19 protein-coding genes are annotated in these 20,414 nt (G+C 62.9%); 8 read left to right on the forward strand and 11 right to left on the reverse strand.

Features of this window, described 5'->3' with window-relative positions:
• Positions 1-148: 148 nt before the first annotated feature.
• The 3 genes from NKH71_RS24175 to NKH71_RS24185 all read right to left on the reverse strand — a co-directional run bounded on the left by NKH71_RS24175 (position 149) and on the right by NKH71_RS24185 (position 1,791).
• A complete protein-coding gene (locus NKH71_RS24175; RefSeq protein ID WP_023718875.1) occupies positions 149-418 on the reverse strand; it encodes a helix-turn-helix domain-containing protein in 270 nt (89 codons plus the stop codon).
• Positions 419-736: 318 nt separating this feature from the next.
• A complete protein-coding gene (locus tag NKH71_RS24180; protein WP_023718877.1) occupies positions 737-1,438 on the reverse strand; it encodes a phosphatase PAP2 family protein in 702 nt (233 codons plus the stop codon).
• Between the two features lie 14 nt (positions 1,439-1,452).
• Complete coding sequence (locus NKH71_RS24185; RefSeq protein ID WP_023718878.1) at positions 1,453-1,791, reverse strand: hypothetical protein; 339 nt, start codon at positions 1,789-1,791, stop codon at positions 1,453-1,455.
• Between the two features lie 202 nt (positions 1,792-1,993).
• Here NKH71_RS24185 and NKH71_RS24190 point away from each other — a divergent pair, with 202 nt between their 5' ends.
• Positions 1,994-3,985, forward strand: a complete 1,992-nt coding sequence (locus NKH71_RS24190) for a PhoX family protein (protein ID WP_352895370.1) — start codon at positions 1,994-1,996, stop codon at positions 3,983-3,985.
• A 103-nt stretch (positions 3,986-4,088) separates the two neighbouring features.
• Here NKH71_RS24190 and NKH71_RS24195 read toward each other — a convergent pair whose 3' ends face one another.
• The 4 genes from NKH71_RS24195 to NKH71_RS24210 all read right to left on the reverse strand — a co-directional run bounded on the left by NKH71_RS24195 (position 4,089) and on the right by NKH71_RS24210 (position 7,097).
• A complete protein-coding gene (locus tag NKH71_RS24195) occupies positions 4,089-4,769 on the reverse strand; it encodes a GNAT family N-acetyltransferase (RefSeq protein ID WP_352481385.1) in 681 nt (226 codons plus the stop codon).
• Positions 4,766-5,257, reverse strand: a complete 492-nt coding sequence (locus NKH71_RS24200; RefSeq protein WP_023718881.1) for a MarR family winged helix-turn-helix transcriptional regulator — start codon at positions 5,255-5,257, stop codon at positions 4,766-4,768. The genes NKH71_RS24195 and NKH71_RS24200 overlap by 4 nt, the downstream gene beginning before the upstream one ends.
• Before the next feature lie 137 nt (positions 5,258-5,394).
• Positions 5,395-6,156 carry an ABC transporter permease gene (locus NKH71_RS24205; protein WP_023718882.1) on the reverse strand — a complete coding sequence of 254 codons (762 nt, stop codon included), beginning with the start codon at positions 6,154-6,156 and terminating at the stop codon, positions 5,395-5,397.
• A gap of 14 nt (positions 6,157-6,170) precedes the next feature.
• The gene (locus NKH71_RS24210) at positions 6,171-7,097 is read right to left on the reverse strand and encodes an ABC transporter ATP-binding protein (RefSeq protein ID WP_352895371.1); all 927 of its coding nucleotides are present in this window, start codon (positions 7,095-7,097) and stop codon (positions 6,171-6,173) included.
• 263 nt (positions 7,098-7,360) lie between these two features.
• Here NKH71_RS24210 and NKH71_RS24215 point away from each other — a divergent pair, with 263 nt between their 5' ends.
• From NKH71_RS24215 to NKH71_RS24225, 3 genes are all read left to right on the forward strand, one after another.
• The gene (locus NKH71_RS24215; protein ID WP_352895372.1) at positions 7,361-8,734 is read left to right on the forward strand and encodes a cytochrome ubiquinol oxidase subunit I; all 1,374 of its coding nucleotides are present in this window, start codon (positions 7,361-7,363) and stop codon (positions 8,732-8,734) included.
• The gene (locus tag NKH71_RS24220; protein ID WP_352481386.1) at positions 8,731-9,735 is read left to right on the forward strand and encodes a cytochrome d ubiquinol oxidase subunit II; all 1,005 of its coding nucleotides are present in this window, start codon (positions 8,731-8,733) and stop codon (positions 9,733-9,735) included. The genes NKH71_RS24215 and NKH71_RS24220 overlap by 4 nt, the downstream gene beginning before the upstream one ends.
• Positions 9,736-9,836: 101 nt before the next feature.
• A complete protein-coding gene (locus NKH71_RS24225; protein ID WP_352895373.1) occupies positions 9,837-12,371 on the forward strand; it encodes a mechanosensitive ion channel family protein in 2,535 nt (844 codons plus the stop codon).
• Between the two features lie 228 nt (positions 12,372-12,599).
• Here the strand turns inward: NKH71_RS24225 and msrA are convergent, their stop codons facing one another.
• The 4 genes from msrA to NKH71_RS24245 form a co-directional block, all read right to left on the reverse strand.
• Positions 12,600-13,328 (reverse strand): peptide-methionine (S)-S-oxide reductase MsrA, encoded by a 729-nt coding sequence (gene msrA / locus NKH71_RS24230; protein WP_352481388.1) that lies wholly within the window; start codon positions 13,326-13,328, stop codon positions 12,600-12,602.
• 77 nt (positions 13,329-13,405) lie between these two features.
• A complete protein-coding gene (locus tag NKH71_RS24235; RefSeq protein ID WP_352640359.1) occupies positions 13,406-13,714 on the reverse strand; it encodes a hypothetical protein in 309 nt (102 codons plus the stop codon).
• 79 nt (positions 13,715-13,793) lie between these two features.
• Positions 13,794-14,504: a DUF1223 domain-containing protein gene (locus NKH71_RS24240; protein WP_352895374.1), complete on the reverse strand. Its 711-nt coding sequence runs from the start codon at positions 14,502-14,504 to the stop codon at positions 13,794-13,796.
• Between the two features lie 350 nt (positions 14,505-14,854).
• Positions 14,855-15,907 (reverse strand): TadE/TadG family type IV pilus assembly protein, encoded by a 1,053-nt coding sequence (locus NKH71_RS24245; RefSeq protein WP_352481391.1) that lies wholly within the window; start codon positions 15,905-15,907, stop codon positions 14,855-14,857.
• A 157-nt stretch (positions 15,908-16,064) separates the two neighbouring features.
• Here NKH71_RS24245 and lepA point away from each other — a divergent pair, with 157 nt between their 5' ends.
• From lepA to NKH71_RS24265, 4 genes are all read left to right on the forward strand, one after another.
• Positions 16,065-17,870: a translation elongation factor 4 gene (gene lepA / locus NKH71_RS24250; protein ID WP_352895375.1), complete on the forward strand. Its 1,806-nt coding sequence runs from the start codon at positions 16,065-16,067 to the stop codon at positions 17,868-17,870.
• Positions 17,871-18,043: 173 nt separating this feature from the next.
• The gene (locus tag NKH71_RS24255; protein ID WP_352481393.1) at positions 18,044-18,568 is read left to right on the forward strand and encodes a hypothetical protein; all 525 of its coding nucleotides are present in this window, start codon (positions 18,044-18,046) and stop codon (positions 18,566-18,568) included.
• A gap of 279 nt (positions 18,569-18,847) precedes the next feature.
• Positions 18,848-19,222: a hypothetical protein gene (locus NKH71_RS24260; RefSeq protein ID WP_502896353.1), complete on the forward strand. Its 375-nt coding sequence runs from the start codon at positions 18,848-18,850 to the stop codon at positions 19,220-19,222.
• Positions 19,223-19,747: 525 nt separating this feature from the next.
• The gene (locus tag NKH71_RS24265) at positions 19,748-20,371 is read left to right on the forward strand and encodes a CDGSH iron-sulfur domain-containing protein (protein ID WP_352481394.1); all 624 of its coding nucleotides are present in this window, start codon (positions 19,748-19,750) and stop codon (positions 20,369-20,371) included.
• Positions 20,372-20,414 lie beyond the last annotated feature (43 nt).

Below are 20,414 nucleotides of genomic sequence, written 5' to 3' on the forward strand. Positions count from 1 at the left end.
GGGATCGTCGGCAGGACTGTCGGCGGTCGCCGTCGCGACTTGGAGCGGCGTGCGTCCAAATCGACGCACAGGTACGCTCCAACACTTTTGAACCGCGCATTGGACTATCCGAAAATCGATTTCGATTTTCGGCGATGCGGCAGTACCGTCAGCCTTGCGGGTTCTGCGGCGTGACAGGCTTGAGGCGAACGCCCCTGCCGCCACGCTCGCTCGCCTGGTTGTCGCCGATCAGCTCGACCCCGGCCTCTTCAAGGGCCTGGATGACCTTCATCAGCGTATCGACCACGCCCCGGACCACGCCGTCGCTCGCTTCCATGCGCTGAATGGTTGGAAGCGAAACCCCGGCGCGCTCGGCGAGCGTCTTCTGATCGATGCCGGCCAGCGCCCTCGCGGCACGCATCTGCGCGGCAGTGATCATCGGCCATAACCCCCGTCTGAGTCTGCGATATCACGTGTAATACCTTCATTATGATGGTTCAAGCATCATCTTGCATATGTGAAACATGCAGCACTCTTTGCCAGCCGATGCGCTAGCATGCTACAATTTCGGCATCGTTTGGCGGGACATCCATTGCGATCCCGATTTCACAGGCAACGACTCAAAAAGGATGAGCAGGTGAAGATATTCAATGCGTTGGCGACCTCGACAGCCTTGCTGTCGATGGTTTTCCTGCTGGCAGGCTGCGGTCATGGCCTGATCAACAGGCTGATTTGACCGCAAATCGACTGACATGAGTCAGGTGCCGCCGGCCCGCCCGAGCCATCGCTGCAGGAACCGGGCCGCAAGCCAGCACAGCATCGCCCAGGCAAAGCCGGCGCACCAGCCGGCCAATACGTCGGAGGGCCAGTGGACGCCGAGATAGATGCGGCTGATGCCGACCACCACCGTCGTCAGCACCGCCAGACCGAGCACATAGATCTTCGTTGTCCGCCCGGGCAAAAACCGCGCCGCCATGCTGCCCAGCGTCAAATATGTCACCGCCGACAGCATGGCGTGGCCGCTCGGAAACGAAAGTGATGCCACGTCGGCGAGATGCGAGACCAGATCGGGGCGCGGCCGATCTATATCGAACTTGAGCACGCTTGACAGGACCTGGCCGCCCGCTACCGCGATGAACATGAGAAGCGCCGCGCCTGGCCTGCGGATGAGGAGCAGATAGACGATCATTGCTGCCGTGATCAGCACCAACACGCTGGCGCTGCCGAGGCTGGTGATGTCGCGCATCGCTCCTTCCAGCCACGCCGGTCCGATCGGATTGTCGGGTTGGCCGGCCTTGCGGAAGGCAAGCAGGATTTCGGTATCGAAGGCATGCGGCGTAGTGGCCCGCGCCATCTCCATTAGCTCCTCGAACCCCCACAGCCCGCCGGCAATGATCAGCCCGGCCAGCAGAACCGGGAACTCCAGCCAGTTGCGCAGTCTGCTTGCGGTCTTCTTCATCGGCCCGATCGCAGTTACAGCCTTTGCAGATAGGGTCCGAGCGTGATCAGCGCCACAGCTGCGATGGCAAGCACGATGCCGGTCGCCTGCAAGGCATTGACGCGCTCGCCGAAGAAGACCAGCGCCACCACATTCACCGACACCAGCTGGATCACCGCTGACAGGCTGAACGACACCGACATGCCGAATTCACGGATCAGCCTCAGCATGATCAGATTGCCGAGCGAATAGAGCGCCAACGTCAGCACGATCTTGCCAAAGCTCGGCGCCAGTCCCCATTGCTTCGCCGCCGTCGCCGCAAGCAGGAAGATCACTGTCGAAATGCAGAGCTGCCCAAGTCCCCAGAAACTCACTTTTTGCTCCTCCCGATGCGGTCCTTGCGCGCCTGCCGCAGCTCTTGTTTCCGAAGCGCCGGTCGCGGTCAAGCGGGGCTGATGTTGGGCACGAAATCGCAGATGGCAATTAGCCGGCATGTCATCAAACTGTGACCTGCCGGCGATACCGGATTGGCCAGGCAAAACGCTCCAGCAATCCATCCAGCCAGAGGCAGGCCCTATGACCGAACATCGCACCCCTGACGCTCATTTCCGCACCAGCCTGCTCGAGGAAAACGATGGGCCAGGAGCCAATCCCAGCGACAACCGCACCATGGGTGAGATCATCGCCGCGCGGTTCTCGCGCCGCGGCTTCCTCAAGGGCTCGCTTGCCGTCTCGGCCATAGCCGCTACCGTCAGCCCGCTGGCGCTGATCACCGCCGACAACGCCCGCGCCGCCGAAGGCTCCGCCTTCGCTTTCGACGAGCTCGAGGCCGGCATCGACGACAAGCATCACGTCGCACCCGGCTATGACGCCGACGTGCTGCTGCGCTGGGGCGATCCGCTGTTCGCCGATTCGCCGGAATTCGATCCGACAAAGCAGTCGGCGGAAGCCCAGGCCAGACAATTCGGCTACAACAATGACTATGTCGGTTATATCCCGATCGACGGCTCGGCCGAGCACGGCCTGCTGGTGGTCAACCACGAATACACCAATCCGCACCTGATGTTTCCGGGCCTCGTCACCATCGTCGATGGCAAAGCCAAGCAGGCGCCTCTCAGCAAGGAACAAGTCGACGTCGAGATGACCGCGCATGGCGGCACCATTGTCGAGATCCGCAAGGAAGCCGGCAAATGGCAGGTCGTTCGCGACGGCAAGCTCAACCGCCGCATCACCTCCAACACCGAGATCGCGCTGTCCGGCCCCGTCGCCGGCCATGACCGAGTCAAGACCAGCGCCGACCCGAGCGGCACGAAAGTTGTCGGCACCGTCAACAACTGCGCCGGCGGCGTCACGCCGTGGGGCACTTATGTCATGGCCGAGGAGAACATCCACGGCTATTTCTCGGGCGAGCTGCCGCAAGGCCACAAGGAAGCGGCCAATTACAAGCGCCTCGGCATTCCCGAAGGTGCTTATGAATGGACAGCGCATTACGACCGTTTCGACATCGGCAAGGAGCCGAACGAGCCGAACCGCTTTGGCTGGATCGTCGAGGTCGACGTCCAGGATCCGACTTCGGTGCCGAAGAAGCGCACCGCAATGGGCCGCTTCAAGCATGAGGGCGCCGAATCGATCGTCGCCAAGGATGGCCGTGTCGTCTTTTACCTCGGCGACGACGAGCGCTTCGACTATGTCTATAAGTTCGTCACCACAGGCAAGTTCAATCCGGACGACCGCGCCGCCAATATGGATTTGCTCGACGACGGCACCTTGCATGTCGCCAAGTTTGCCGACGACGGTTCGGTCGAATGGCTGCCGATCGTCTTCGGCCAAGGGCCGCTGACGGCGGAGAACGGCTTTGCCAGCCAGGCCGACGTGCTGATCGAGACGCGCCGCGCCGCCGACCTGCTCGGCGCCACCAAGATGGACCGCCCTGAAGACATCCAGCCCAATGCCGCCAACGGCAAGGTCTATGTCATGCTGACCAACAATTCGAAGCGCAAGGCCGATCAGGTCGACGCCGCCAACCCGCGTGCCGAAAATGCCTTTGGCCACATCATCGAGATCGTCGAGGACGGCGGCGATTTTGCCGCCACCAAGGGCAAGTGGGAGGTGCTCTTGAAATGCGGTGATCCCTCGGTTGCGGCAGTCGGCGCCACCTTCTCGACCGCAACCACGGCCAATGGCTGGTTCGGCATGCCGGACAATTGCGCGGTTGATTCGACCGGCCGCCTCTGGGTCGCCACCGACGGTCAGGGTCCGAAGGCCACTGGCCGCACCGACGGTCTGTGGGCGGTCGATACGGAAGGGCCGGCGCGGGCGACCTCAAAACTGTTCTTCCGCGTGCCGATCGGCGCCGAAATGTGTGGTCCCCTGTTTGCGCCGGACGACCAGACCGCTTTCGTTGCCGTCCAGCATCCAGGCGACGGTGGCGAGGACTGGGAGGCTTTCGGCCGTCCGTCCTACTATGAGGATTTGTCGACCCGCTGGCCCGACTTCAAGCCGGACATGCCGGTGCGGCCGGCGGTCGTTGCCATCACCAGGCAAGGTGGTGGCAAGATCGCGGTCTGACACGCAGCAAGGTCTTGCAGTCTCAAGGAAGGATTTCGGCGATACGAAATCCTTCCTTTCCCGATGCGGGATGCATCCATGCTACGCATTATGCGCCGACGAATCATTCGGTGCGCTGAACCACGGCCACATTCATTGTGCTTCGCAACCTGAAGCCAATGGACTCGTAAAGTCTAATGGCCGTGGCGTTGCTGGCATAAGCGTGGAGATAGGGAATTTCGTCGCGCGCCACTATCCGGTTTGCCACGAATATGGACAACAGCTTGCCCAGGCCACCGCCGCGAAATTTCGGATGTGAGCACACTCCGCTGAGTTCGGTATAGCCAGGTTGCTTCATGCGCTCGCCGGCCATTGCTGCAAGTCTGCCCTCGATTTTCACACCCCAAAAATCGCCCAGGCTCAAGGCTTCGAGCGTGAATGGGCCAGGCTTGGTGACCAACGCCAGAGCCAGCATCTCAGCGGCGTCGTCTCGCGTCAGACGTTGCACGCGCCCGTCGGACACGATCTGCAATGGCTGCTCGGCAATCATCTGAACCCCGGCCGCGGTCGAAGTCGCGGAAAGCCCCGTGGGCAGAGCAATGGCGTCCGCTTGAAGCAGGATCACACTCTCGCCCGGGGAGACAAGCTTTTCGAGCGCCCGCAGGCTTTCCGCGTCGTCCGCGCCAGTGGCGGCGAAAGGAACAATCGACGGCCGATATCGCCTGGCGAGGTTGCCACCTTGCGCGAAGGCCTGATGTCGCGTCTGAAGCGCGCTCCAGATCGGGCGGTCAAGCAGGTGTTTCATTGCACGGCATCTCTCGGTTTTGGTGCACGACGGTCGAGAGGAGCCGCGGCGAGGCCGTCCTCGATGGCGGCCAACTGATCGAGAAGCGGCCCCGAAAGATCCGCGCACAGATCCGCGACGGCGTTCTCGATGCGCGGCCAGACCTCGCGCTTTGCGACATCGACCAGCCGCCGGCCGTCCCTGGTGAGGGAGACGATCCTGCGCCGCTGGTCATCGATCGACGGACTGACCTCGAGCAATCCCAACTCGGCGAGAAGCGAGACGCTTCGCGTTACGCCTGGCTGCGCGATGCCAAGGGATTGCGCCAGTTCCCCGACAGGCAGGGGGCCTAGCCTGTCGAGCGCGGCCAGCAGTGGGTACTGGCTCGCCTGAACCGGAACATCCAGCCGGTCGAGAAGGCGCTGCGCCTCCGCTTGCAGTTGCTCGCCTATACGCTTCATCCTGCTGCCCAGGCACAGGAAGCCAAGCGATCGTATGACGTCTTCCATAGGCCAATCCGCCTCGCGATAAATCATAACATGATATATAACAAAACATGAAGGTCAAGGGGCTATCGTTGCAGGGGCTGCACTCAGTGCTGTTTCCGTTGATCGATAAGGCTGCTTTGCTTGGCAAGGCCAATCGATCAGTTGCGCAGCCGGTAGCCGGTTCTGAAGATCCAGGCGACGATCGCTATGCAGACAAGCAGGAAGACCACCGTCATGCCGAGGCTGACGCCGACCGAAACGTCGGATTTGCCGTAGAAGCTCCAGCGGAAGCCGCTAACCAGGTAGACCACCGGGTTGAACAGCGTCACCGTGCGCCAGATGCCGGGCAGCATGTTGATCGAATAGAAGCTGCCGCCGAGGAAGGTCAGCGGTGTGATGATCAGCAGCGGCACCAGCTGCAGTTGCTCGAAGCTTCTTGCCCAGATGCCGATGATGAAGCCGAACAGGCTGAAGGTCACGGCCGTCAGCACCAGGAAAGCGAGCATCCAGAACGGATGCTCGATCGTCAGCGGCACGAACAGCGAGGCCGTCGCCAAAATGATCAGGCCAAGCACGATCGACTTTGTCGCCGCACCTCCGACATAGGCGATGACGATCTCCAGATAGGACACCGGCGCCGACAGCAATTCGTAGATCGAGCCGACGAATTTCGGAAAGTAGATGGCGAAGGAGGCGTTGGAGATCGACTGCGTCAGCAGCGACAGCATAATCAGCCCCGGCACGATGAAGGCGCCGTAGCTGATGCCGTCGATCTCGGTGATGCGCGAGCCGATGGCCGAGCCGAAGACGACGAAATAGAGCGACGTCGAAATGACCGGCGAAACGATGCTCTGCAGCACAGTGCGAAGGGCGCGCGCCATCTCCACCCGATAAATCGCCCATACCGCATGAAGGTTCATGGCCGCGCGCGGGTTCATGCCTGTTTCCTCACCAGATTGACGAAGATCTCCTCGAGCGAGCTGTTTTCCGTATCGATGTCGCGGAACTGGATGCCGGCCGCCTCGAGCTCGCGGATCAGCGAGGCGACGCCCGGCCGTTCGCTCTGGTTGTCATAGGTATAGGTCAGCTGCCCGCCATCGGGCGAAAGCTCCAGCGCGTAGTGCGAAAAAGCATCGGGAACGGTGGCCAACGGGCTGCGCAGTTCCAGCACAAGCCGTTTGCGGCCAAGCTTGCGCATCAGCTCGGCCTTGTCCTCGACCAGCACGATCTCGCCGCGGTTGATGACGCCGACGCGATCGGCCATCGCCTCGGCTTCTTCGATGTAGTGCGTGGTCAGGATGATGGTGACGCCGTCTTCGCGCAGCCGGCGCACCATCGCCCACATGTCCTGGCGCAGCTCGACATCGACGCCGGCGGTCGGTTCGTCGAGGAACAGGATTCGCGGCTCGTGCGACAACGCCTTGGCGATCATCAGCCGGCGTTTCATGCCGCCGGACAGCGTGATCGCCTTGACGTCCTTCTTGTCCCAGAGCGACAGGTCGCGCAGCACTTTTTCGACGAACGCCTTGTCCGCCGGCTTGCCGAACAGGCCGCGGCTGTAATTGACCGTCGCCCACACGCTCTCGAAGGCATCGATGGTCAGTTCCTGCGGCACCAGCCCGATCAGGCCGCGCGCAGCGCGGTAGTCGCGGTTGATGTCATGGCCGTCGACCGTGACGGTGCCCGACGAGCGGTTGACGATGCCGCAGACGATCGAGATCAGCGTCGTCTTGCCGGCGCCGTTCGGCCCCAGCAGCGCAAATATCTCGCCGCGCACGATATCGAGATTGATCTCCTTCAACGCCTTGAAGCCGGTGGCGTAGGTCTTCGTGACCCCGGAAATCGAGATGATCGGCTGCATGGCTGAAAACGGCTGCTTGAAACAGAGTTGTTGATTTAATCCGCTGAATGTCGGTGCGCAAATCCGGATGTCAATGGCGCTCCTGACAGTTCTGGACATCGAGGTTCGCCGGAATAGGCAACACCCGCCTGGTCGTCCAGCAAAATTCCACGCAAAAGCAGATTAACCGGCACTGCGGCGTTCCGCCTCGCGGCGGGACGCCGCTTTGACCGCCCGGCGCATGAAGCCTATCCTTGTACAAACAAGCAGCAGCTGGAGCCGCCATGGACCCGCTCATCCTGTCGCGCATACAGTTCGGCGCGAACATCTCGTTCCACATCCTGTTCCCGGCGATCACCATCGCGCTCGGCTGGGTGCTGCTGTTCTTCAAGCTCCGCTACAACGCGACAGGCGACTCCGCCTGGATGCGCGCTTATTTCACCTGGGTTAAGGTATTCGCGCTGTCCTTCGCCATGGGCGTGGTTTCCGGCGTCACCATGAGTTTTCAGTTCGGCACCAACTGGCCGGGCTATATGGAGACGGTCGGCAACATCGCCGGCCCGCTGCTGGCTTACGAGATCCTGACGGCCTTTTTCCTCGAGGCGGCGTTCCTCGGCATCATGCTGTTCGGCTTCCGCCGCGTCTCAAACCGCGTCCACACGCTGGCGACGGTGCTGGTAGCCGGCGGCACCACTCTGTCCGCCTTCTGGATCATCGCCCTCAATTCGTGGATGCAGACGCCGGCCGGCTTCGAAATTCGCGATGGTGTTGCGCACGCCACCGACTGGTGGGCCGTTGTCTTCAATCCGTCCATGCCCTACCGGCTCGTTCATATGCTGCTTGCTTCGGGGCTGACCGTCTCGTTCCTGATCGCTGGCCTGTCGGCGCTGCGCTATCTCTACGGCGATCGCTCGGAATCGATGTGGAAGGCGCTGCGCACCGGTGTCTTCGCCGCCGCGATCCTGATCCCGATCCAGATCTTTGCCGGCGACCAGCACGGCCTCAACACGCTTGAACATCAGCCGCAGAAGATCGCCGCCATGGAGGCCAACTGGAACACCGGTCCCAACGTGCCGCTGGTGCTGTTTGCGCTTCCCGACGAAGCGGCCAAGGAGAACAGGTTCGAGCTCACCATTCCCGACGGCGCCAGCCTCATCCTCAGGCACAGCGCCGGCGGCATCGTACCGGGGCTGAACGATTATGCCGGCAACCATCCTCCGGTGTTTCCGGTGTTCTGGGGCTTTCGCATCATGGTCGGCACCGGCCTGTTGATGCTCGCCGTCTCCTGGTCGGCGGCCTTCTTCCTCAAGCGCTGCCACAGCCTGCCTAAGCCGCTGGCGCTGGTCATGGTGCCGATGGCGCTGTCCGGCTGGCTGGCGACGCTGGCCGGCTGGTACACCACCGAGATCGGCCGCCAGCCCTGGCTGGTCACCGGCGTGCTGCGTACCGCCGATGCTGTCGGCCCGGTCGCCGGCAGCCATGTCGCGCTGTCGCTCGCGGTCTATCTCATCCTCTACGTGCTGCTGCTGATCGCCTATCTCGGCGTGTTGGTGCATCTGGCATTGAAGGCGGCGAAGGATGGTGACACCTCGCCGCTGCCGGGCGTCATGAACAGGCCGCTGTCGCAGCCGGTTGCGCAACCGGGAGAAACATCATGAGCTTCGACTGGCCGACCCTGTTGCCTCTGATCTTCGCCGGCCTGATGGGCCTAGCCATCCTGATCTACGTCATCCTCGACGGCTTCGATCTCGGCATCGGCATCCTGTTCGCCGCAGCCGAAGACACCGAACAGGATACGATGATCGCCGCCATCGGCCCGTTCTGGGACGCCAACGAGACCTGGCTGGTGCTGGCGGTCGGCCTGCTGCTGGTCGCCTTCCCATTGGCGCACGGCACCATCCTGACCGCGCTCTACATTCCGGTTTTCGTGCTGCTGGTCGGCTTGATCCTGCGCGGCGTCGCCTTCGATTTCCGCGCCAAAGTGCCGGCCGGCAGGAAGCACCGCTGGAACCGCATCTTCTTCCTCGGTTCGGTCATCGCGTCGCTGGCGCAGGGCTATATGCTCGGCGTCTATGTGCTCGGCCTCGACGTCGGCCCTGGCGGCATGGCTTTCGGGGCGCTGGTGGCGCTCTGCCTTGCCGCCGCCTACGCGGCGATGGGCGCGGCCTGGGTCATCTACAAGACGGAAGGCGACTTGCAGAAGAAAGCGGTGCTGTGGCTGCGCACGGCACTGGTGCTGACCGCGCTCGGCATGGTTGCAGTATCACTGGCCACGCCCTTTGCCAGCGCGCGCATCTTCGACAAATGGTTCGTCTGGCCGGCCATGCTCTATTTGTCGCCGTTGCCGATCCTATCGGCAGTGCTGTTCCTGTGGCTGTGGCGCCAGACCTTTCATCTGCCGAAGCCCGACGATCGCCACGCGCTGCTCCCGTTCCTGACATTGGCCGCGATCTTCACGCTTGGCTTTGCCGGGCTCGCCTGGTCGTTCTACCCCTTCGTCGTGCCCGACCGGCTGACCATCTGGCAGGCTGCTTCGGCACCCGAAAGCCTGGCCGTCATCCTGGTCGGGACAGTCGTCGTGCTGCCGATCATCATCTTCTATTCGTTCTTTGCCTACCGCGTGTTCGGCGGCAAGGCGACGGATCTGACCTATGACTGACCGGCTTCGCCGGCGCCGGCCGAAACAGAATATTCATCTTCAAGCGGAATAACCTTCTCTGGCCGGCCCAGCAGAATCGCCGGCAGAAGAAGGGCAACAGAATGACCCCCTGTTTTGCGGCGAGACAGGATCGGCTGTTGCTGATGCTGATCCGGACGGTCGCGCTGGTCGGCGCACTCGCGCTTGCAGGCCTGCTGCCGGCCATGCCGCAGGCGCATGCGCAGGACGCGGCCAGCTGGACCGGCGTGTGGGACACGAAATGGCGCGGCGGCGGCGCCCAGATCAAGTTCGAGCAGACCGGCGCCGACGTAAAGGGCGTCTACCCGCTTTACAGCGGCCGTATCGAGGCGAAGGCCGAAGGCGACAAGCTTGTCGGCCACTGGTTCGAAGGCGACCGCCAGGGCGCCTTCACCTTCGTCCAGTCGCCTGACGGCGAAAGCTTCATGGGCCGTTTCGATGTCGCCACCGCCGAATGGTGGACAGGCGTGCGCGTCAGCGCCGTCGAGGACGTCCGTGTCGACCAGTCGAGCCCGATGAGCACCATGCGCTCGTTCCTGCAGACGATGAACGAGAGCGGCGCCGACAACGTGCCGCGCGCGACCGGCGGCGGCATGGGTCTTGCCGGTCTGGCAGCGGGCCTCGTCGACATCACCGAGGCCGACCGCGGCGGCCTCAACATGCCCGATTACACCAAGCTCCTGTTCACCGTCATCGACAACGCGACGTTCCGCCTGTGGAGCCTGCCGCATGATACGATTGCCGGCGACGAGGTGACGGCGACGCTCCCGCAATATGGCACCAGGGTTTCCTTCGATCTCACCTTTCGCCGCAAGAATGGCGAGTGGTCTATCGTCGGGCCGCCACTTGGCCAGCTTCAGGCCAAGCTCGCCGAATTCCAGGAAGCGCGTGGCGAAGCCGTCGACATGGTCGACGATCCGAGCAGGCTCGCCTCGCCACGCGATACGTTCAAGGTACTGTTGAGCGGCCTCACCGAGGCCGGCGATCCGGCACAGGCGGCGCTCGACCTGCGCAACTACAGTCAGGCGGTGCGCGGCGACGAGGCGTTCCTGCTCGAGCGCTATCTCAAAAAGGTCATCGACCGCATCGGCTATGTCTACTGGCAGGAGATCCCCGACGACCCGAAGAGCAACACCCCCTTCATCTATTTCGAGCATCCCGCCGGCAACATCGTCATCGGCCCGGTCGAGACCGAGAAGGGCAAGATCTGGCAGTTCACGCCCGAGACGCTCGTCCACATCCGCGCGCTCTACGCCGACGTGGAAGACGTGCCGGTGGCGCCGGAGTTCGCTGCCTTCGCCAGCACCGACCCGTTCTTCATCGCCCGTGGCCTCGCCCGCGAGATCAGCCCCGGCCTGCTCACCCGCGCCGGACCGATGGAGCACTGGCAGTGGTGGATGCTCGGCCTTGCCGCAGTGGCCGGCATCGTTTTCGGCTTCATCGCCAATGCGCTGATTTCCTTGATTGTGCGAAGGACGGACAGCTCGGCCTTCTTCCGCATCGTCGAATGGGCGGTGCGTTCGATCGTGCTTGGGTTCTTCCTGCTGTTGACGCTGCGCCCGCTCGGTCTGCCGCAAGTGGTCGCCGCCCCGGTCAAGGCAATCGCCTGGAGCCTGATCGTGATCGGTGCCGTGCCGGTGGTCTGGCACCTGATCGGCAAGGTCGCCGAACACTATCGTGGACTGTGGCAAGTGCCCGGCTACCACGACACGCTGATTTCGCTGTCCACCGGCGTCGCGCGCGTCGCCGTGCTGGTCGTCGCCTTCCTGCTGTTGGCCGAAGTGCTCGCCATTCCCTACGAAGGCGTCATTGCTGGTCTCGGCATCGGCGGTCTGGCGGTGGCGCTGGCGGCGCAGCCGACGCTGCAGAACTTCCTCTCCGGCCTGACGCTCTATGCCGATCGGCCGGTCAGCGTCGGCGACTTCTGCAAGTTCGGCGACCAGTCCGGCACGATCGAGCATATCGGCATGCGCTCGACACGCATCCGGTCGCTCGACCGCACGATCATCTCGGTGCCGAATTCGGATTTCGCCGGCATGCAGATCGAGAACTACGCGCATCGCGACCGCACCCGGTTCGCGACGACGCTGCAGCTGCGCTACGAGACGACGCCCGATCAGCTGCGTTACGTCCTGGCCGAGCTGCGCAAGCTGCTGATCGCCCATCCGCGCGTCATCGACGAGCCATGCCGCGTGCGCTTTGCCGGCTTCGGCGCCTATTCGCTCGACATCGACGTGTTCACCTACGTCAAAACCGCCGACGTGGCCGAATTCCAAGCCATCCGCGAGGACATCCTGTTGTCCATGATCAACATCATGGATGATGCCGGCGCGCAGTTCGCCTTCCCTTCGTCACTGGAATACAGAGCCACCGATCTTGCGGTCGACGACGAAAAACGCATCGCCGCGGAGAAAAGGGTCAGCGATTGGCGCGAGGCGGAAAACCTGCCTTTCCCCGAGTTCAGCCAGATCGACAAATTTGCCCTCAACAACACGCTTGCCTACCCGCCTCGGGGCTCGGCGCATTATCGTGAGACAGAGCCCGACCCGGACTCGGCCGAGGCAAAGGCGACGCTGGAGAAAGTGCGTTGGAGCCTGCCCTGGAAAAAGGGGAGGTAGTTTCGAGACGTTGGCGGGACAGCACCCCCCTCTGGCCTGCCGGCCATCTCCCCCGCAAGGGGGGAGATTAGCAGTTTCAGCGCTCCGCTCGTCCTGAACGTTGGAGATTTGGCGAAGGTCGAGGTGATAGCCGATCTCCCCCCTTGCGGGGGAGATGTCCGGCAGGACAGAGGGGGGTGCGAAGGATCGCCGACGCTTATTCTCCGTCGCGCCCGCCGGCGCAAAAAATCAGCTCTTGTTGGCGGCCAGCACCAGCACCGGCTTTTCGCTGTAGAGATTGGGGAACAGCCGCTTCAGATTCTCGACCTTGGGCAGATCATTGTAGACGATATAGGGATAGGTCGGGTTGAGCGTCAGGAAGTCCTGGTGATAGTCCTCGGCCGGATAGAAGGTCTTGCCGGTCTCCAGCGTCGTCACGATCGGCTTTGCAAACACCTTGGCCCTGTCGAGCTGGGCGATGTAGCTTTCGGCGATCTTTTTCTGCGTGTCGTTTTCGGCAAAAATCGTCGAGCGGTACTGGGTGCCGCTGTCCGGCCCCTGGTAGTTCAGTTGCGTCGGATTGTGCGCGACCGAGAAATACACTTGCAGCAGCTGGCCATAGGTGACTTTGGACGGCTGATAGGTGATCTCGACGGATTCGGCGTGGCCCGTCCGGCTGGTACCGACCATTTCATAGACGGCCGTGTCCTTGTCGCCGCCGGCATAGCCGGAGACCGCGCTGGTTACGCCGTTGACGTGCTGGAACACGCCTTGGACGCCCCAGAAGCAGCCGCCGGCGAAGACCGCCTTTTCGGTCCCGGCGGTGGCCTTCTCGTCCATTGCCGGCGGCGGGATCACCACCGCGTCTTCGGCCGAGACTGCCGGCGTCTGCCAGAACACGGCAGCGGCGGCCGTGAGAATGAGCGCGGCAAGTGCTGTTTTTGCGAAAATCGACGATCGTTTCAGGGCTCCGGTCATGTCTGATCTCCCATGATGCTGGTGTGGATTATACGACGGATAGATCCGCCGGGCTCTCACATTGCTGTGCGCATCGCCTATTTGGCCGGAGCCATGGCATCGCAGGCCTTGGTCGCCTCTGCCTTCTTCATGGCGTCCGTCTCGGCGGCGGCCTTGTCCATGCAGTCGGCCCTCATCGGATCGCCCGCCTTCATCGCAGTTGTGGCCATTGCATCAGGCGCCATGGCGCCGGCCGGCTTCATGGCATCGGTTGCCGGCTTCATGGCGTTTGTCGCCATGGCGTTCGCCGGCTTCATCGCATCTTCGGCCCGCGCCGCGCCTCCGGCGAACAGCGCCGTCGAGCAAAGTGCGAGGGCGAGTGCCGCCAGGGTCAGGTGATTGGTCATGGTGGTCTCCTTGGGTTATGGCAGGGTTGATCGCATGCGGCGGCGCCGCTGCGGCATTGCGCAAATTTCGGAACGGGTTCTAATTCGCAGCGGCACCGAGGATCGGCCCGCCGCCCGGCACCTGGACCAGCACCGCGGTGCTGAGGCCGCCCGTCGTCGCCGGCAGCGGCAGCGCGGTGGCGTCGCCGGTCCAACTGCCCAGCCTGGTCAGCGAATGCACGACATTGGCGTGCGGCAGCGTGCGGCCGGTGTTTTCGCCGCGCGCCACCGGCACCTCGATGACGCCCTTGCCGTAACGCACCAGCCAGACATCGGCCTTGCCGCCGGGCACCGGACCGGCGCCGATGCTGACCTTTCCACCGGCGAGCGACAGCGAAGGTCCATCGGCGTGGCCGCCGCTCGAAATCAGCTGCTCGATCTCGCCCGGCCTGGCGCCGACCGCATCGGCCTTGCCGTTGACCACCACTTGCGGCGTGAACGGGCCGGAACGGCCGAGCGACGGTTCATAGCGGACCTGGCGCTGCGTGAATTCGTCTTTGCCGAATGTATCCTTCCAGCCGAGATAGTCCCAGTAGGTGACGTTGAAGGACAGCGCCAGCACACCAGGCCGGTCCTTGACCTTGATCAGATTGGCATTGGCCGGCGGGCAGGACGAACAGCCCTGGCTGGTGAACAACTCGACGACGGTCAGCGTCTGGCCGGCAGCCGCGCTGGTTGCCGAAAACCCGATTGCCGAAAACAGTGCCAGGGAAAGCCCGACAAGGGCCGTGCTGCGTTTCGATCCGGTCATCGCTGTCCTCATGTGCGGTTCCATGTCCAAACTTCGCCGCCGACGCACGGTTCGTTACAGCATCACCGCTTCGTGATTGAGGAGAAGTCCAAGTTTTTTCGTCTTAGGGATTGGCGAGAGCCGAGGCGACATCCGATCTCCCCCCTTGTGGGGGAGATGTCCGGCAGGACAGAGGGGGGCGCCACCGAGCGTCATCCTACGTGGACGCCGAGTAACGCCAACTCGATGCTAGGATGGGCCAAGCGGATTGGAGGTTGCCAGATTTGCAAATTACGAGAGCCGCGGGACAGCGCCCCCTCTGGCCTGCCGGCCATCTCCCCCACACGGGGGGAGATCGGCACTTGGCCCGGCTATTGTGTAAGCACGGTCTCCGAAGGCCGCTTGTTGAAGGCGCACTTGCCGGTCACCGTGTAGAAGAAGTCGGCATTCGAAATGGCTGCCGGTACGGGATTGCCGCCATCTTCCCAAGCCTGTTTGCTGCTCTGGCCGCATGGCACGAGCGTGAAGATATCGACGGTTTCTCCGTTCGCAATTTCGACGCCGTCGGCGTAAAGCCGGTTCGATGTCGCCGGATCGTTCGATTTGAGCACGGATGGATTGCCGGACGGCACATCCATCCGCAGGTACAGCTGGTCCATCTGGCTGACGTCGATCACCGCACCAGCACTCGTCGCGGGATACATCGTGCTGACGCAGGTGGTTGCGTATTTCCTGCCGTATGAGTCGGTCTGGGTGATCGTGGTGCTGGGCAAGCCGTAGAAGCTGAGCACCGTGGCGGTCGTGCATACTTGCTGCTGGACCAGCGTGGTCGTCGTTCCGTTGATCGTATACACGCTGGCTGTGCCGTAGCCCTTAGGGTCGCCATAACCGTTGTATGTGTAGTCGATCTTCATCAGCTTGTTAGCCAGCGTGTCACCAAACTTGGTGCCATAGAGCGTCATCGTTTTGTTCCAATAGCCCGAGATCTTATCGACTTTGAACGTGGCCTCCACCAATGCCGGCCGCTTTGTCACCGCCGACGCGACGCCGACCTGCACCGTGTTGATCTTGACGATCTGCATGAAACTCGTCGGCATGGCGAAGCCAGCCGAAGCCTTGATGCTGGCAGCGCCGTCGGTAGCGACGACGAAGCTGTCGAGCTTGGCCGTGCCTTGCCCGCCATTGGCCAGGTATGCCTCCTGCAGCTTCACCTGGCGGTCCGCCAACGTCGTGGTCGTCTCCAGCGTCGTGATCGACAGCGACGCGGCATCGAGCGCGTTCTGCATCGAGGCCCTGGTTGAAACCGCCGAGGTATAGTCGATGGAAAAACCCAATGCGGCAACCATCGGCATAAGCAAGATGGCGAGCATTGGCGCGAACGAGCCGCTCACCGAGTTGAGAAATTTGCGTGCGGACAGCGGCATTCCGATCCCCCGAAACGGCGATAGACCGGTGGGCTATCACGCCGGGCGCAAACTATGCTCTAATCTCATGGATCAAAGTTTAACGACTTTGGCCCCCGCCGCCGCTCCCGCGCCCCGCCGCTTGCCCATGCAGCGTGCCCCTGCTAAAGCGCGCCGCATGACCACGCCGATCAAAAACATCCGCAATTTCTCCATCGTTGCCCATATCGACCACGGCAAATCCACGCTTGCCGACCGGCTGATCCAGTCGACCGGCGGGCTGGAGCTGCGCGACATGAAGGAGCAGGTGCTGGACTCGATGGACATCGAGCGCGAGCGCGGCATCACCATCAAGGCGCAGACGGTGCGGCTGAAGTACCGCGCCAATAGTGGCGAGGATTACATCCTCAACCTGATCGACACGCCCGGCCATGTCGACTTCGCTTATGAAGTGTCGCGCTCGCTGGCCGCCTGCGAGGGCTCGCTGCTGGTCGTCGATGCCTCGCAAGGTGTCGAGGCGCAGACGCTGGCCAATGTCTACCAGGCCATCGACAACAACCACGAGATCGTCGTGGTGCTGAACAAGGTCGACCTGCCGGCGGCCGAGCCCGAGCGCATCCGCGAGCAGGTCGAGGAGGTGATCGGCATCGACGCCTCCAACGCCGTGTTGATCTCGGCCAAGACCGGGCTTGGCATTCCGGACGTGCTCGAGGCCATCGTCAACGATCTGCCGCCGCCGCGCGAGGGCGACATAGCGGCGCCGCTGAAGGCGATGCTGGTCGACTCCTGGTACGACGCCTATCTCGGCGTCATCGTGCTGGTCCGCATCATCGACGGCGTGCTGAAGAAGGGCCAGACCATCCGCATGATGGGCACCGGCGCCCGATATCTGGTCGAGCGCACCGGCGTCTTCACGCCCGCCCGCGTCAATGTCGACGAGCTCGGCCCCGGCGAGTTCGGCTTCTTCACCGGCTCGATCAAGGAAGTCGCCGACACCCGCGTCGGCGACACCATCACCGAGGACAAGCGCCCGACGGCGCAGGCCCTGCCCGGCTTCAAGCCGGCGCAGCCGGTGGTGTTCTGCGGCCTGTTCCCGGTCGACGCCGCCGATTTCGAGGATCTGCGCGCCGCGGTCGGCAAGCTGCGCCTCAACGACGCGTCCTTCTCCTATGAAATGGAAACCAGTGCGGCACTTGGCTTCGGCTATCGCTGCGGCTTCCTTGGCTTGCTGCATCTGGAGATCATCCAGGAGCGGCTGGAGCGCGAGTTCAATCTCGACCTCATCGCCACCGCGCCCTCGGTCGTCTACCGCCTGGCTTTGACCGACGGCACGGTGAAGGAATTGCACAACCCGGCGGACATGCCCGACGTGGTCAAGATTGCGGCCATCGAGGAGCCGTGGATCCGCGCCACCATCCTGACCCCGGACGACTATCTCGGCGGTATCCTGAAACTCTGCCAGGACAGGCGCGGCATCCAGTTCGATCTGTCCTATGTCGGCAAGCGTGCCATGCTGATCTACGACCTGCCGCTCAACGAGGTCGTGTTCGACTTCTACGACCGGCTGAAGTCGATCTCAAAGGGCTACGCCTCCTTCGATTATCACCTCACCGACTACAAGGAAGGCGACCTGGTCAAAATGTCGATCCTGGTCAATGAGGAGCCGGTCGACGCGCTGTCGACGCTGGTCCACCGCACGGCCGCGGAAAAGCGCGGCCGGCTGATGTGCGAGAAGCTGAAGGAGCTGATCCCGAACCATCTGTTCAAGATCCCGATCCAGGCGGCCATCGGCGGCAAGGTCATCGCCCGCGAGACCATCTCGGCGCTGCGCAAGGACGTCACGGCCAAATGCTACGGCGGCGACGTCTCACGCAAACGCAAGCTGCTCGACAAGCAGAAAGAGGGCAAGAAGCGGATGCGCCAGTTCGGGAAAGTGGATATCCCGCAAGAGGCGTTTATCCAGGCGCTGAAGATGGGGGATTGAACGGGGTTACGCCCATTTCCCCCGTGGCCGGGCTGTTCCCAATTTCGAGCTGACCGAACCGCCTCCCGATGCGATTAAATATGCGCCGGCCAATGCCCTTCGCTTTAGGCAGCGGGCCGCCATTGGAGAAGGTCCCGTCTTGAAGTATCCTTGAGCTTGGAAGGGAGGTCCCGATGCGTCCCGCCAGCCCTGCTATCTCCGACACGATCGCCGCGATCGGCCTTGCCATCGGCGGCGCGATGGGCCTCGTCGGCACCTTCGTCGAGAGCGCGTCCCTTCGCGAAACACTCTGGACGATCGACGGCGTCGCACTGGTGGTAGCAACCGCGCTGCTGACGATGAAATATCAGCGGCTGGGCAATGACTGCGTGGCGGCCGGATTTCTGACCTTTCTCGCCGGCGAGAGCCTGCTGCTCGCCGGCAATGCGGCGGGGCTTGAGGCCAGCGTGCCCTCCTATGTCGGCGGTATCTCGCTCTGGGCGGCGGCGCTGGTCATGGTCAGCGCGCCGAAAACCTTCGCCCTGTGGATGCGGCTCACCGCTGTCGTGGCGGCTGTGCTGTTCGTCGTCTCAGTGGGCCTGATCCTCTGGGGCACCCCTTTGCTGCCGACCTCGGCGCCGCTGCCCGCTGCCGGATATCCCTTCCTGGTGCTCACATTCATCGGCTGGATATGGACCCTGCTGAAGCCCGATCGTTGAGCCCGTCGGACCGCCCCTCTCCGGCAGCTTCGCGGCCACCTCTCCCCCACCATGTGGGGGCGAGGAACCCAGGTCTTGTGAGGCTTCGGCGATTGGCGGTTTCCTCGCCCCACGAAGTGGGGAGAGGTGGTTTGCGAAGCAAACCGGAGAGGGGTCTTCCTTGGCAGCCTCGCGCGTCTTGCGACGCAAATGCCGCAATCACCTCTTCCACCCTTCAACCCGCCATGCCATGTTCCCCCGCGCGGCCGAGCAGGCCGTTTCATTCCGGGGGGAATCATCATGTTGTCTTACGCTTTCGCGCGCCGCGTTGCCGCTGCGCTGTTCATCGTCGGATTGTTTGCGCCCGTCGCGCATGCCGGCGATGTCACGTTCGAGATCAAGAACAGCCATCCCAACGCCATGCGCGTCGAACTGTACAGCCAGGACCGCGACCACGTCTGGCCGGGCAACAATCAGGATTATTATCTCAACGACGGCGAGACCAAGTCGATCCCGCTGTCCTGCAATGACGGCGAATCGATCTGCTACGGCGCCTGGGTCGATGGTGACGAGAATACCTATTGGGGTGTCGGCCCGGCCAACGCGGAAAAATGCGACGATTGCTGCTACACCTGCAGTGGCGGCGAGACCGAGGAAATCGATCTGGTTCCGTGAACTGTCTCCCTTTTGTTCGAGGGCTATTGCACACCGGCAAGCGCCCCCTCACCCGGATTGCCAACCGAATTGCGAAGGGGAATTCGGGGCAATCCGACCTCTCCCCGAGGGGAGAGGAAGTCGCCTGCACTGGCGCCAGCCTCTTCTCCCCTCGGGGAGAAGGTGGCCGCGAAGCGGCCGGATGAGGGGGACTCCCGTATGCGATTGCCTCACCCTTGTGGGCCAGGTGGTCGTACAGAGGCCATAGCAGCGGAGCGCTGTCCCGCCAACGTCGGCCGGCAACGCCGGAATTCAAAGCTGAAACAAAAAACCCGCCTCGGTGGGGCGGGTCGTTGGAGCCAATTGGCACCATAGTCAGATTACTAGCATAGCTGCCGGCACAAAGCAAGAACAAAATGTGGTGCTGCGAGCAAAAAATGCGAATTCCCTTCCCGCCGCGCCCGAGGTCGGCCCTCACGGTGGAGAATGCTGCCTTGACGTCGTCCTGGCCGTCGCCATAGCGTAGTCCGAGAGGAGATCCCACCCATGGCAGTGGTCGAAGGCGAAAACATAGAGATCGGCTTTTCGGGAAAACGTTGCATCCATTCGCGCAACTGCGTGCTTGGCGATCCGCGTGTCTTCGTGCCCAATGCGCCCGACCAGTGGATCCACCCCGAGGCGGCCAGCGTCGAGAAGATCGTGGCGCTCGCCGAAGGCTGCCCGTCCGGCGCCATCACCTATGTCCGCAAGGATGGCGGGCCGCAGGAACAGCCGCCGGTAGTCAACATTGTGCGCATAAGGGAAAACGGCCCGCTGGCCCTGCATGCCGAGATCGTGCTGGGCGGCGAAACGTTTTACCGTGCCACGCTCTGCCGCTGCGGCGCCTCGGAAAACAAGCCGTTCTGCGACGGCAGCCACAACAAAGCGGGCTTCACCGCCACCGGCGAGCCGGCGCTGAAAGACACGCCGGCGCTGGAAGCCAGGAATGGCCCGCTGACCGTCACGCCGACGACCAACGGCCCGCTCAAGCTCGAAGGCAATCTCGAAATCGTCACCGGCACCGGCCACACGGTCGACCGCACACAACGCACCTTCCTCTGCCGCTGCGGCCACTCCGCCAACAAGCCGTTCTGCGATGGCAGCCACAAGCGCGTGGGGTTTGTCGGGTAATTGCCAAGGTTGCGATCCGTCACACCCCCCTCTGTCCTGCCGG

It is taken from the genome of Mesorhizobium sp. M0983, assembly GCF_040318975.1.
Taxonomy (GTDB): domain Bacteria; phylum Pseudomonadota; class Alphaproteobacteria; order Rhizobiales; family Rhizobiaceae; genus Mesorhizobium.

Bases quoted from the DNA above. Each gene is read 5' to 3' on its own strand.
- NKH71_RS24210 (WP_352895371.1), bottom strand. From the start codon at position 7,097: ATGCAGCCGATCATCTCGATTTCCGGGGTCACGAAGACCTACGCCACC.
- NKH71_RS24245 (WP_352481391.1), bottom strand. From the start codon at position 15,907: ATGCCGCTGTCCGCACGCAAATTTCTCAACTCGGTGAGCGGCTCGTTC.
- NKH71_RS24235 (WP_352640359.1), bottom strand. From the start codon at position 13,714: ATGACCAATCACCTGACCCTGGCGGCACTCGCCCTCGCACTTTGCTCG.
- NKH71_RS24195 (WP_352481385.1), bottom strand. From the start codon at position 4,769: ATGAAACACCTGCTTGACCGCCCGATCTGGAGCGCGCTTCAGACGCGA.
- msrA (WP_352481388.1), bottom strand. From the start codon at position 13,328: ATGACCGGAGCCCTGAAACGATCGTCGATTTTCGCAAAAACAGCACTT.
- NKH71_RS24175 (WP_023718875.1), bottom strand. From the start codon at position 418: ATGATCACTGCCGCGCAGATGCGTGCCGCGAGGGCGCTGGCCGGCATC.
- NKH71_RS24190 (WP_352895370.1), top strand. From the start codon at position 1,994: ATGACCGAACATCGCACCCCTGACGCTCATTTCCGCACCAGCCTGCTC.
- NKH71_RS24255 (WP_352481393.1), top strand. From the start codon at position 18,044: ATGCGTCCCGCCAGCCCTGCTATCTCCGACACGATCGCCGCGATCGGC.
- NKH71_RS24180 (WP_023718877.1), bottom strand. From the start codon at position 1,438: ATGAAGAAGACCGCAAGCAGACTGCGCAACTGGCTGGAGTTCCCGGTT.
- NKH71_RS24200 (WP_023718881.1), bottom strand. From the start codon at position 5,257: ATGGAAGACGTCATACGATCGCTTGGCTTCCTGTGCCTGGGCAGCAGG.
- NKH71_RS24265 (WP_352481394.1), top strand. From the start codon at position 19,748: ATGGCAGTGGTCGAAGGCGAAAACATAGAGATCGGCTTTTCGGGAAAA.
- NKH71_RS24215 (WP_352895372.1), top strand. From the start codon at position 7,361: ATGGACCCGCTCATCCTGTCGCGCATACAGTTCGGCGCGAACATCTCG.
- NKH71_RS24205 (WP_023718882.1), bottom strand. From the start codon at position 6,156: ATGAACCTTCATGCGGTATGGGCGATTTATCGGGTGGAGATGGCGCGC.
- NKH71_RS24220 (WP_352481386.1), top strand. From the start codon at position 8,731: ATGAGCTTCGACTGGCCGACCCTGTTGCCTCTGATCTTCGCCGGCCTG.
- NKH71_RS24240 (WP_352895374.1), bottom strand. From the start codon at position 14,504: ATGACCGGATCGAAACGCAGCACGGCCCTTGTCGGGCTTTCCCTGGCA.
- lepA (WP_352895375.1), top strand. From the start codon at position 16,065: ATGACCACGCCGATCAAAAACATCCGCAATTTCTCCATCGTTGCCCAT.
- NKH71_RS24225 (WP_352895373.1), top strand. From the start codon at position 9,837: ATGACCCCCTGTTTTGCGGCGAGACAGGATCGGCTGTTGCTGATGCTG.
- NKH71_RS24260 (WP_502896353.1), top strand. From the start codon at position 18,848: ATGTTGTCTTACGCTTTCGCGCGCCGCGTTGCCGCTGCGCTGTTCATC.